Annotated in this window: 10 protein-coding genes; all 10 read right to left on the bottom strand. The window is 47.3% G+C overall.

From position 1 onward, the window contains the following. Positions 1 to 128 precede the first annotated feature (128 nt). The 10 genes from gor to def all read right to left on the bottom strand — a co-directional run bounded on the left by gor (position 129) and on the right by def (position 12,731). Positions 129 to 1,475 (bottom strand): glutathione-disulfide reductase, encoded by a 1,347-nt coding sequence (gor, locus tag IGJ74_RS17680; protein WP_005230323.1) that lies wholly within the window; start codon positions 1,473 to 1,475, stop codon positions 129 to 131. A 93-nt stretch (positions 1,476 to 1,568) separates the two neighbouring features. After that, the gene (locus IGJ74_RS17685; RefSeq protein WP_008381725.1) at positions 1,569 to 2,810 is read right to left on the bottom strand and encodes a peptidase U32 family protein; all 1,242 of its coding nucleotides are present in this window, start codon (positions 2,808 to 2,810) and stop codon (positions 1,569 to 1,571) included. 13 nt (positions 2,811 to 2,823) lie between these two features. Continuing rightward, positions 2,824 to 3,744, bottom strand: coding sequence for a peptidase U32 family protein (locus IGJ74_RS17690; RefSeq protein ID WP_086298904.1), 921 nt, complete (start codon positions 3,742 to 3,744; stop codon positions 2,824 to 2,826). A 269-nt stretch (positions 3,745 to 4,013) separates the two neighbouring features. Next, complete coding sequence (locus tag IGJ74_RS17695; RefSeq protein ID WP_008381720.1) at positions 4,014 to 6,494, bottom strand: ATP-dependent Clp protease ATP-binding subunit; 2,481 nt, start codon at positions 6,492 to 6,494, stop codon at positions 4,014 to 4,016. Between the two features lie 5 nt (positions 6,495 to 6,499). Then, positions 6,500 to 6,967, bottom strand: a complete 468-nt coding sequence (locus tag IGJ74_RS17700) for a CtsR family transcriptional regulator (RefSeq protein ID WP_005230319.1) — start codon at positions 6,965 to 6,967, stop codon at positions 6,500 to 6,502. A gap of 223 nt (positions 6,968 to 7,190) precedes the next feature. Continuing rightward, positions 7,191 to 9,194 (bottom strand): Stk1 family PASTA domain-containing Ser/Thr kinase, encoded by a 2,004-nt coding sequence (gene pknB / locus IGJ74_RS17705; RefSeq protein ID WP_005232981.1) that lies wholly within the window; start codon positions 9,192 to 9,194, stop codon positions 7,191 to 7,193. Then, positions 9,191 to 9,931, bottom strand: coding sequence for a Stp1/IreP family PP2C-type Ser/Thr phosphatase (locus IGJ74_RS17710; RefSeq protein WP_005230317.1), 741 nt, complete (start codon positions 9,929 to 9,931; stop codon positions 9,191 to 9,193). Before IGJ74_RS17710 ends, pknB begins: the two co-directional genes overlap by 4 nt. A gap of 14 nt (positions 9,932 to 9,945) precedes the next feature. Beyond that, complete coding sequence (gene rsmB, locus IGJ74_RS17715; RefSeq protein WP_087664448.1) at positions 9,946 to 11,304, bottom strand: 16S rRNA (cytosine(967)-C(5))-methyltransferase RsmB; 1,359 nt, start codon at positions 11,302 to 11,304, stop codon at positions 9,946 to 9,948. Continuing rightward, entirely contained in the window at positions 11,294 to 12,247 is a 954-nt protein-coding gene (gene fmt, locus IGJ74_RS17720; protein ID WP_086332809.1) for a methionyl-tRNA formyltransferase, read from the bottom strand. Before fmt ends, rsmB begins: the two co-directional genes overlap by 11 nt. After that, entirely contained in the window at positions 12,240 to 12,731 is a 492-nt protein-coding gene (def, locus tag IGJ74_RS17725) for a peptide deformylase (protein ID WP_005230314.1), read from the bottom strand. The genes fmt and def overlap by 8 nt, the downstream gene beginning before the upstream one ends. Positions 12,732 to 12,738 lie beyond the last annotated feature (7 nt).

Raw genomic sequence — 12,738 nt, forward strand, 5'->3', positions numbered from 1 at the left:
TCCTGAAATAAGCCCCCAAGGTTCGATTTCTGATCTACTTTTGGGGACTTTTTAGTTGATAGCTAGAATTTTATACGCAAAAAAAGCCTCAACGGACAAATCATCTGTCCGTTGAGGCTTTTTTTCTTTTAACGCATCGTCACAAATTCTTCTGACCCCGTCGGATGAATGGCAACGGTTTGATCAAAGTCTGCTTTCGTAGCACCCATTTTGATGGCTACAGCGAAGCCTTGCAACATTTCATCGACACCGATCCCGATGCCGTGCAGACCGATGATTTTTTCTTCTTCTCCTAAGCACACCAATTTCATCTCACATTTTTGGCGATACTCATTTAAAGCAAAGTACATCGGTGTAAAGCGCGAACGGTACACCTTTATCTGCTCTTGGCCGTATTTTGCCAAGGCTGCTTCTTCGGATAAACCAATCGTGGCAATCGGTGGATGCGTAAAGATGACCGTCGGCACTAAGTGATAATCCAAGTACGCATCGCTTTGACCGTTGAACAAGCGTTCAGACAAGCGACGACCGGCGGCGATCGCAACCGGGGTTAAATCTAATTTTCCAATGACATCGCCCACTGCAAAAATCGAGTCAGCTGTGGTATTTTGATATTTGTCCACAATGATAAACCCTTTTTCATCCAATTGGACATCGGTGTTTTCCAGACCTAACTTATCCGTATTCGGCACGCGACCACCAGCAAAAAGGACGCAATCGCCGGTCAAGGTTTCGCCATTTTCAAAGTGAACGAGATACTCGTCACCTTCTTTAATGATACGAGAGGCAACGTAGCCTGCATAAGTTTCGATTCCTGATTCTTGGTACATCTCCACGAGATTATCCGCAAGCATCTTGTCAAAGGTTCGTAATGGCCGCTCTTTGCGGTACGCCCAAGCCACTTGGCTGCCCAGCTGTTGGCTGACCCCGCTGATTTCGGCTGCGATGTAGCCTGCCCCTAAGACGACCATACGCTTTGGTGCTTCTCGCAACGCAAAAAAACCATTCGAGTCAATGGCGTACTCACCGCCGGGAATATTCATCGCGCTAGGTTTTCCACCGGTGGCAATCAAAATGTTTGCTGCATGGTAGTTTTCCCCATTGACGGTAACCGTGTGGTTATCCACAAACTGTGCATAACCGTGGATAACTTCTACATTATTGCTATCTAAGCCTTTTTGATAGGCTGTGTGTAAAAAATCAATGTATTTTTCACGGTTATCCACAAGCTCAGTGAAATTAAATTTATCCACATGTGGATAAATGCCGTAGCTAGTTGCGTCCCGCTTGATCATTTCTAACATCTCACTGGCTTGCCACATGACTTTTTTCGGCACACAGCCGACATTGACACAGGTGCCGCCTAATTCATTGCCTTCGATCAATAATACTTTGGCGCCGTGCATTCCTGCTCGATTGGCTGAGGCGATCCCGCCGCTGCCGCCGCCAATTACTATGTAGTCGTATGTTTCCATATTTGTTGTTTCCTCCTTAAGATTGTCTATGTTCTCATCGATCCTTTTTGGCTGGATTGATTCAACAAAAAAAGCCGAGAGAAACTCTCGACCTTATTTTTTCTTCCGAATCATGTCTCCGACTTCCACCGGTTCTTTGACCGGCATCGTCAGCAGCATCATAGGATTTGGTGCACGATCGATGGATTCACCGTCTTCATTATACATGACTTCGACGGTTTGGTGAAAGTGATGGAATCCGGGACCGTAAAATTCGATTTCATCGCCGACGGAAAAGTGGTTCCGTTGCCGGATCGTAGCTGTTTTCGTTGCCGGATCATATGCCATGACTTCCCCAATAAACTTGTATTGTGGAATTTTCCGACGTGGACCAAACAACTGCTCATTTTCACTCGGGGTATCATAGTAAAAGCCTGACGCAAGCTCGCGCTGCGCAACTTTCCACAGTTCATCGATCCATTCTTGTTTGCAGACATAGTTCTCTGGATCGGCCATGTAACTGTCCACGGCTGCTTTATAAACGTTCGCCACGGTTGAAACATAGTGGATCGATTTCATGCGGCCTTCGATTTTGAAACTATCCACGCCGTTTTCAATCAGATCAGGGATATGTTCAATCATCGACATATCCACGGCACTCATGGAGAATTCTTCTTCCACTGTCCCATTCTTGGTCAAACTGTTTCGTTCCGTTGCAAACGGCATGTCAAACAGATCATATTTCCAACGGCAAGATTGCGAACAGCCGCCGCGATTAGCGTCTCGCATCGACATATGATTGGACAAAGTACAACGGCCAGAATACGAAATACACATGGCGCCATGAATAAAGGCTTCGATCTCCACGCTGGTATTTTTGCGGATTTCAGCGACTTCCTCCATCGACACTTCCCGGGCGAGGACGACCCGTTCTAGGCCTTCTTCTCGCCAAAATTCCAACGTTTCATAGTTCGTGGCACTGGCTTGGGTGGACAAATGGATCGGTAGACCCGGCGCTTCTGTTGCGCAGATCTGGATCAAAGCTGGATCAGAAACAATCACGGCCGAAATACCGACATCTCGCAATTCCCGAAAGAACTCCCCTGCACCTTCTTGATTGCCCTCATGAGTCACCATGTTGGCTGCTACATAAACTTTTGCGTTGTGGGCTTTGGCAAAAGCTACCCCTTCCGCCATTTCTTCATAGGTAAAGTTTCCCGCGCGACTCCGTAGGCCATAGGCATTGCCGCCGATATAGACAGCGTCAGCGCCATAGTGGATCGCTGTTTTTAATTTTTCTAACGTACCAGCTGGTGCTAACACTTCTGGTCGTTTCAATGCTTGTTTAACGGTCATTTGTTCTTGCTCCTTACTTGATATCGTCAGGATCGATGGCATAAAATCCAGTGTCTAACCCACGTTCTGCCGGATGAAGTTGGGCAACTTGTTCACTGAGCACAGCAGCTTGCTCTGCTTGCCACTCCCCACTTTCTACAAGGGTCTTGGCTTGGGCAAACAGTTTAGCAATTGCCACAAAGGCTGCCCCTCGTGTATAGATTCCGTCCAACTTCCAGGTTTGAAAGCCTGTTTCGGCTAATTCCGCCAGCTGCAGCAGCAAATTAATGTCGTTATTGGCAAAAATGTGCGTACCGTGGCTATCTTCATAAATGGAATAGTGGGTTTCTTCTTTTTTCGGTTCGGATAAAAACAACCCACGATCGTGGTTCTTTTCTTCCGATTGTTGGGTATAGTTATAATAATTTTGTAAAAGCGGACGCTTCGATTGGTGAATGCAGGTCGCACCATAAACCAATACTTCCACAGGAATATTTAGTTGCGGGGCCATGATTTTCATTTCCTCGAAAGGAACTTCTCGCGCTAAAACGGCTGCCCTTGCCCCTTTTTGTCCCCAAAAATTGATTTGACGAGCGCTTGTTACTAAGGTTTCCCCTGCATAGATAAATGGCAAGGCACATTCTGGATTTTGCTTCATGCGGTAAATGATCCCAGGATCTCCGAGAGCGATTTGATCGGCTTGATTGGTCTTCAGAAATGCTAGGTATTCTGGAATCAGCTTCATTTTTTCTGGGTGCATGATGCCATTGACCGCGATCGTCACTTTCTTTCCAGCTTCGTGGGCCATGTCGATCAGTCTGATTTGCTCTTCACGAGAAAAAGAGGCCGGTAGGCGCAGCCCAAATGTCTCTTCTCCAAAAAACAATGTATCAACATAAGGGATCAGCTGCTGTGCTTGCTCGATCGATTCCACCGTGGCGATAATCTCAACCATAATACTCCTCCTTTTTTCAACTCATTCATAGTATCACACAGCAGGATTCTTTCCAAGAGGTCTCGTTACTCTTTTTTTCACGAATAGCGCTTTGATCATTAATCAACCGTTGTCATAAAGCTATTTAGAAGGATATTTTTTTGTGAATCATCAATCATAACCAGTGGAGACTTCTTGATCACTACTAGACATAACAAGACAAAAAAGCGGCGTTCCTATGGATGCCGATTGCTCGACCATAGAAACGCCACTGCCGTTATTGGCTCGACTTAAACTTGTTGCAAGACCCGTGCTTGTCCTTCTTTGACATTGAGGGTGATCGATCCTTTGGAAGCACCGATCGTTACTTTGTCACCTAAATGAATTTGTCCTGATAGGAGTGCTTCACTTAAACGGTCTTCGACTTCTTTTTGCAAGGCCCGACGAATCGGCCGTGCCCCATATTCTGGATCAAAACCAGCTTTACCGATCACATCAATGGCAGATGGCGTGATCTTCAATTGGATGTCTTGGTTGCCTAATCGTTTGATGATCGCTTTGCTCATGATCTTCACGATCTCGTGGATCTCCCCTTCACCTAAGGATTGGAAGACTACTGTTTCATCCACACGGTTCAAGAACTCTGGACGGAAGGCTTTTTTTAGCTCTTCTAATATCCGTTTTTGCATCGCTTGGTGATCTTTCGTTAAATCAGTGACATTAAACCCAACGCTTTTTTCTTCGCGGATTTGTTGGGCACCGATATTAGAGGTCATGATCAAAATCGTGTTGCGGAAATCGACCTTCCGACCTTTGGCATCCGTCAAATGGCCATCATCCAGCACTTGCAAGAGGATATTGAAGACATCGGGATGGGCTTTTTCCACCTCGTCCAATAAGATGACGGAGTATGGTTTTGAACGGATTTTTTCCGTCAATTGCCCACCTTCATCGTAGCCGACATAGCCTGGCGGTGAACCGATCAAACGGCTCGTGCTGTATTTTTCCATAAATTCGGACATATCGACACGAACCAAGGCATCTTCACTACCAAACATCGCTTCTGCTAAGGCTTTGGCAAGCTCGGTTTTCCCGACACCGGTCGGGCCTAAGAACATGAAGGAACCAATTGGACGGTTCGGATCTTTCAACCCACTGCGGGCGCGGCGGATCGAACGAGCGACTGCCTTGACTGCTTCTTCTTGGCCAACTACCCGTTGATGCAAGATCTTTTCAAGATCCAACAAGCGTTCGCTTTCTTTTTTCTCCATCTGCTGCAAAGGTACGCCGGTCCATTGGGAAACGACCGTGGCAACATCTTCTGCAGTAACACTATCGGCATAGCCTGATGCTTCTTTGACTTCCATAAACGCTACTTCCGTCAGCTGTTGGGTCAATTTCTTTTCCTTGATCCGTAAACGAGCTGCTGCTTCAAAATCTTGCTGACGAATAGCGGCTTCTTTTTCTTCGATCAAGTTGGCGATCTCGTTTTGCAGATCTGCCAATTCTGAACTTTCATCGGTTTTGTCTAAACGCACTTTGGCAGCTGATTCATCCATCAAATCGATGGCTTTATCTGGTAATTGGCGCGAATTGATGTAACGCACGGACAGTTGCACAGCGGCGTGTAACGCATCATCAGAAATTTCCACCCCATGATGTTCTTCATAACGAGGACGCAAGCCCCGTAAAATTTCTTCCGCTTCTTCTGGTGTCGGTTCGTCGACTTGCACCCGGGCAAAACGGCGTTCTAACGCAGAATCTTTTTCAATGTATTTTTGGTACTCATCTAGTGTTGTGGCACCGATGGTTTGCAATTCCCCACGGGCTAAGGCTGGTTTCAGAATATTCGAGGCATCAATCGCCCCTTCTGCTCCGCCGGCCCCAATTAGTGTATGCAATTCATCAATGAATAAGATGATTTGACCATCTTGATAGATCTCATCAATGATTTTTTTCATTCGGTCTTCAAATTCGCCCCGGTATTTCGTTCCGGCAACTAAAGCCCCCATGTCCAGCATCATCAAGCGTTTGTTTTGCATGTCTTCTGGGACTTCGCCATTGATGATTTTTTGGGCTAAGCCTTCGGCGATCGCGGTTTTCCCAACACCAGGTTCCCCCACGAGAACAGGGTTGTTTTTGGTCCGACGGCTAAGGATCTGGATCAGGCGTTTGACTTCTTTGGCACGACCGACAACAGGATCCAACCGTTTTTCACGGGCTAATTTGGTCAAATCACGGGCTAAGGAATCCAAGGTTGGTGTTCCTTGCTGCGCTTTGGCTTGGGCTGGACGACGACGACCAGCACTTCCGTTCGTTTTGCTTTCATTGAAGCCCATTTTTTTCTTCAAAAGCTGACGCATTTTCGCGAGACTCAAGCCGAGATTCAGCATGATTCGAGAAGCCAAAATGTCTTCATCTCTTAATAAGCCTAATAATAGATGTTCAGTACCGATTTGTGGTGCCCCTAAGCGTTTGGCTTCATCCCCTGCATAAGCAAATGTATGTTTTGCTCGTGGTGAATACGCGAGATAGGCGTTTTCTGGGTATTGACGGACAGTGCCATACCCTGTTAAATGTTCGATTTCTTCACGAATATCATTTTCTGTGATATTCATTTCCCGCAAGGTTTTGCCGGCAATCCCGTTTTGTTCAATGACCAATGCCAATAGAATATGTTCAGAACCTACTGCTTGGTGCTTAAAGTATTTTGCTTCTTCTTGGGCGATAGCCAAAACGGCTTTCGCGCGTTGGGTGAATAATTCATCCATCTCTTTCACTTCCTGTCTTCGTAACTTAATCGTTCTAGAATTGCATGGAGCAAATCAGCTCGTGTTCTATTTTCATAAGGAGAACGTCCTAGAACTGCTTTCGCGATGACGGTCAATAATAAGTTGCCTTCTCGCTTGGACAGGATTCCTTCCTCATAAAGTTTCTGGATTATTGCATACGCATCTTTTTCCGAGATGGTTTCATCGAATAGTTGATTCATTTCTTTTAAGTAGTGGTGGCTGTCCGTGATTTTGACTTTTTCGATCCGAATATAGCCGCCCCCGCCGCGTTTGCTTTCAACCGCATAGCCTCTTTGAACGGTGAAGCGGGTATTGATCACGTAGTTTATTTGTGAGGGCACGCAGTTGAACAAATTTGCCATTTCCGCGCGACGAATCTCAATGGTTTCACTATCTTCAAGAATTTTCTTCAAATATGCTTCAATCAAATCGGAAGTATTGTGATGACTCAATTCATTCCCTCCCTTGACTAATTCTGACCTTCATTATACCCAATTTTTGAATCCTTGGAAAGATGTACGCTTGCACAAAAGGAAGGTCTAAAGGAAATTTTAAAGACACCTGTGTCTCACTATAAGGTTTAGAAACAAAAACAAGCAGCTGGACGGGGAACAAAAAGAAAATTCTTTGGTCCCCGTAGGCTGCTTGGTTAAAGTATTTGATTTTAGCTAGTTTCTAATCACTTTCTGAGCTACTTTCACTCGTAGCGCTTGAATCAGAGGAATCATCTGAACTACTGCTTGGCGTCGATGAGGACGAATCATCTGGTTCAGGTCCTCTAGAGATCGTGACCGTTACAGTGGAGCCAACTTCGACGGAGGTTCCAGCACCTGGAGAGACACGGACAACATGTCCAGCTGGTACCGAGTCATTATAGCCGTCCTCTTCCTCAAAAGTTGAGTCCAATCCCGCTTCATTCAAGTCTGCTTCTGCATCGGCTTGGCTTTTCCCAACGATTCTTGGTACATTGACCATTTCCTGCCCACTGCTGACCGTCAAAGTGATGGTCGTTTGGGAAGTCACCACCGTTTCACCTGTTGCGGGTGCTTGGGCGATGATCGTGCCTGATGGTTGACTGCTAGATTGATAGTTCACTTCGATCTGTGATCGGTCGACACCACGAGAAGTCAATGCTGCTCGTGCATCTGCCTCTGTCATGCCATAATAGTTGTCCATTGCGAAGCTATCTGGTCCGGAGCTGACCTTAAAGGTGATTTCGTCTTCTGCTGGGGAAACTTCCCGCCCTGCTGCTGGTGATTGACTGATAATATCCCCTTCATCGACATCATCTGACGACTCTAGCTCTTCTTTGATTCTGTCTTCATCAAAGCCCAAATCGATCAACTCTTTTTTGACATCATCAAAGGAGCGACCTTCATAGTCATCAAGGGTGATTTTCTTGGTTCCGCTACTGATGTAGAGGGTCACGACGGAATTCTTTTTGACTTCATTGCCTTCTGGCGGATCGGTCTTGACGACATTGCCTGCTTCGACTTCATCGTCTTCGATTTCTTCTACCTCGTCTGCCACTTGTAAGCCAGCGGCTTCCAGTTCGGCCCGGGCGGCCGCTTCTGTCTGGCCGTTGACTTCAGGAATCGCTACATCCCCCCGACCACCGCCGAATAGGAAATAACTGCCTATGCCTAGCAGTGCGATCACCATAATGACCGGCAGCAGCAGCCAGCGTTTGCGTTTTTTCTTTTTCGGTTTCGCTGATTCTTCGGCTTGATCCGCAGCCGTTTCTGCCACGGGTTCTTCCACTGGCGGCGTTTCAACTTGGGCTGCTTCTACAGGGGTCAGCACTCTCGTTTCATCCATCAGGGCATGAGGTTCCCATCTCGGTTCATTGAGTCGATCAGGTGACAATACAGTATCAAGATCCGCTCGCATTTCATCGGCAGTTTTGTACCGATCCGCCGGTTCTTTGGCGGTCGCCTTCAATACGACGTTTTCCAGTGATTGCGGAACATTTTTGTCATAGATCCGAATCGAAGGGATCTCATCTTGGAAATGTTTCAGGGCGATCGTTACGGCTGATTCGCCATCAAAAGGTACTTTGCCGGTTAAAATTTCATAGAGAATGATCCCAATCGCATAAATATCTGATTGATTGGTCGCCATACTGCCTCGTGCTTGTTCTGGTGAAAGATAATGCACCGAGCCTAGCATCGAGTTGGTTTGGGTGATCGATGTTTCTGATAGGGCGATCGCGATCCCAAAATCGGTGATTTTCACCACGCCGTCTTCATTGATCAGCACATTCTGGGGCTTGAGGTCCCGGTGAATGATGCGGTGTTGATGGGCCAGCGCTACCGCTGATAAGATTTGTTGGATGATATCAACGATCTGCAAATAAGGTACTGGATAGTGCGTTTGGATATAGCGCTTGAGATCCATCCCTTTGACATATTCCATCACCAAAAACTGCATGCCGTCTTCTTCGCCGACATCATAAACGGTTACGATGTTGGGATGAACCAGCTCAGTCGCCGCCAATGCTTCTCGTTGAAAGCGCCGAATCGCACTTTGGTCGTTTTGGAAGTCAAAACGAAGCACTTTGATTGCCACTTCACGGTCTAAGATCAAGTCATGCGCCAAAAACACATTTGCCATTCCGCCGCTGCCGATATTGCCGATGATTTTGTATCGGCCGTTTATCTTCTTCCCAATTTCGATCATGGGCGCTCTCCTCCAACTTTAATCAATAATACCGTGATATTGTCGACACCGCCGCGTTCGTTGGCTTGATCGATCAATGATTGCACTGCTTCTTCCAGCACAGGGGTTTCTTGGATCGTTGCTGTGATCTCTTCATCTGAGACCATGTTGGTCAATCCGTCTGAACACAGCAGCAAATAATCCCCGTCTGCAATAAAGTGGATCGCCACATCGACTTCGACTTCGCTTGGCATGCCGATCGAGCGGGTCAAAACGTTTTTGCGAGGATGATTCAAGGCCATTTCTGCTGTGATTTGTCCTGACTTCACCAATTCATTGACCAGTGAATGGTCCTCTGTGATTTGGGTCAGCACTTGATTGCGTAAAAGATAGGCACGGCTGTCCCCGACATTGGCAATCGTAAACTGGTCGCCTAATAAGGCCACAGCAATGATCGTGGTGCCCATGCCGCTAAGTTCTTCTTGTTCTTGTCCTTTTTGGAAAATCACTTGGCTTTCTGCTTGGATTTTTTGGATCAGCCATTGGGCAGTTTTTTCACTGTCTGTCAGCTCTGTCTGTTCCCAAGCGGTGCCGATCTCACTGACTGCTTGACGGCTAGCGACATCTCCGGCCCGGTGGCCCCCCATGCCATCGGCAAGCAAGGCCAATGTCACATTGGCTTTATTTACATAGGTTGCTGCAAAATCTTGGTTTGTGTTGCGACGTTTGCCGACATCTGTTTGAAAACGAATCTCCAATTTCTTTCACCTCGTTACTTTTTGCGTAGACAACTGATAAAAAAGCCATCTGTCATAAAATCTTGCGGATAGATCGTCAACATATCCTCTTGAACAGCTTCGGCTGCCAGCGGTCCTACCGCAAGAGGCATTTGCTCAAATTCAGGATGGTCAGCCAGAAACGCTGCCACGACTTGTTGATTTTCTTCCTCTAGAATCGTACATGTGCTGTAGACCATTATACCCGATTTTTTCAAGGTTGGGGCGGCACTTTCCAAAATCTCTCGCTGAATCTGCGGCAAGCGTTGGAAATCGGCCTCCGTCTTGCTGTATTTGATGTCCGGCTTACGGCGCATCAACCCTAATCCAGAACAAGGGGCATCCACTAAGATGCGATCAAATTGTTCGGGGGCAAAGGTTTGAGCCGTCTCTCGGGCATCCATCACGCGGGTTTCCAAAACTGCTTCTACGCCTAAACGTTGGGCATTTTGCTGAATCAGCTTAACTTTATGGGCATGGATATCCAGTGCTGTCACTTTGCCGCCCTCTGCGGCAGACAAGAAGGCAGCGATATGGGTCGTTTTTCCTCCTGGTGCGGCGCACGCATCCAATACTTGATGGTCCCGGGCTACTTGTAAAACGGGGGCAACCAGCATCGAACTTTCATCTTGGATCGTCAGTAAGCCTTCTTTGTAGAGGGAAGAGCCCGCCATAAAGCCTTTGTCAGCCACAACCCCATAGGGGGAAAGCTCACTTGGTCGTGCGTCAATGCCTTCTTCTTGCAGCCGTTCGATCGCTGTTGCTTGCGAGATGCGCTGCAGATCGATACGACCACTGGCATGATTGGGTTCAAATAAGGCATAGCCTAGCTCACTGGTTTCTTCGATCCCAATTTGTTTGACTAGTTTCTTCGTTAGCCATAAGGGCAGGCTGATTTCCGTTGCTAAACGTTCCATTGGGTCTTTGATCAATGCCAAGTCTGGCACTCCTTGTCGTTGGATCGTGCGCAGCACGCCATTGACGAATTTACCAGTCCCCGGATTGCCTTTGGCTTTCGCAATATCCACGGCTTCATGAATGATGGCATGGGCGGGTACTTTATCGAGATACAGCATCTGATACAAGGAAAGCCGCAGCAGCGTTTTGACCCACGGGTCGACCTTGCGGGCATTTTTAATAAACCGGTCCAAATAATAATCCAATAAAAGCTGACGACTGATGGTGCCGTACACCAATTCAGTCAGTAAGCGACCGTCCTTGTCATTTAAACGCCCTTGATTCATCAATTCCCGCAGCAGTAGATTGGAATAAGCACCGCCTTTTTCGATTCGCAACAACGCTTCTAGTGCCACAAAACGCACTGTATATTGTATGTCTCCAAGATTACGCTTCATAGGTACCTACCTGATCCCCTTTTTGAATCTGTTGCCCACTGCCGTTTAAGAATGCGGCAATGTCTTGTCGGCCTTTTCCAGCTGGCTGCAATTCATCGATAGCCAATACCGTGCCTTCCCCACAAGCGATCAGCAACGTTTTTTTCGTCCGTTCAATGATCGTTCCTGGCTGGGCTGTCGTCGTTTGCTCCAGCGGTGTTACTTGCCAAAGCTTCCAGCGGTTGCCGTTTTGTGTCGTAAAGGCGATCGGCCATGGCCGCATGCCTCGGACTTGGGCATCGATTTGCACCGCCGTTTTCTGCCAGTCAATGGCTTCTTGTTCACGGCTGATATTCGGCGAGAAGGTTACTTTCGCTTCTTCTTGCGGAACCGGCTGCAACTCTCCTGACAAGATTTTCGGCACAGTTTCCAGCAGCAAGTCTTTGCCTAATAGGCTCAACTTATCAAACATCGTCCCCACATCATCTTGTGCCGTGATGGGCAAATGAGCTTGAGCAAAAATACCGCCAGCATCCATTTTTTTGATCATTTCCATGATGGTTACACCCGTTTCTTGCTCGCCTTCCATGATGGCATAATGCACAGGTGCTCCGCCCCGATATTTCGGTAGTAGGGACGCATGAACGTTGATAGCGCCATACTTCGGTACTTCTAGTAAAGCACTAGGTAAAAATTGGCCGAAAGCTGCCGTGATCAGCAGATCAGGTGCTAAAGCTTGAATCTGCTCCATTTCTGGTGACCCACTGATTTTTTCTGGTTGTAAAACCAACAAGCCATGCTTCAACGCCGCTTCTTTGACGGGTGTCGGAGTGATGGTTTTTTTGCGACCGACGGGACGATCCGGCTGTGTCACGACTGCTGCCACTTCATAGCCGGCTTCAAGCAAGCCTTCTAAAATTGGGACGGAAAACGCCGGGGTACCCATAAAGACGATTTTAGTCATTTTCATGTTCCTCCATATACTTTTCTAAGTCTTCTTCAGGAATGCGTTCGACGAGCTTGTCGACAAACAGCACGCCATTTAAATGATCGATCTCATGCTGCATCGCACGCGCCAAGTAGCCGAATGCTTCCACTTCCATTTCTTCTCCTTCTCGATCGAAATAGCGGACAGTGATCTCGTCTGCTCGTTTGACGGTCCCAAAGGTGTGGGGAATACTCAAGCAGCCTTCCACATCAAGGGATTCACCAGAAGAAGCGATGATCTCAGGGTTGATCATTTCAAAGCGATCGTCTTCTTCGACTTCCACGATCGCCACTTGCAGGTTTTTGCCGACTTGCGGTGCGGCAATACCGATCCCGTCATGGGCGACCATCGTTTCATAAAGGTCGTCTAGTAGCTGAACGAGCTCATCGGTAATTACTTTGACGGGTTTTGCTTGCCGACGAAGGCGTTCATCGGGGGTGATAATAATAGGATAACGCATATTTTCT

Source organism: Enterococcus sp. AZ009, from assembly GCF_050548785.1.
GTDB classification, from domain to species: Bacteria; Bacillota; Bacilli; order Lactobacillales; family Enterococcaceae; genus Enterococcus_D; species Enterococcus_D entomosocium.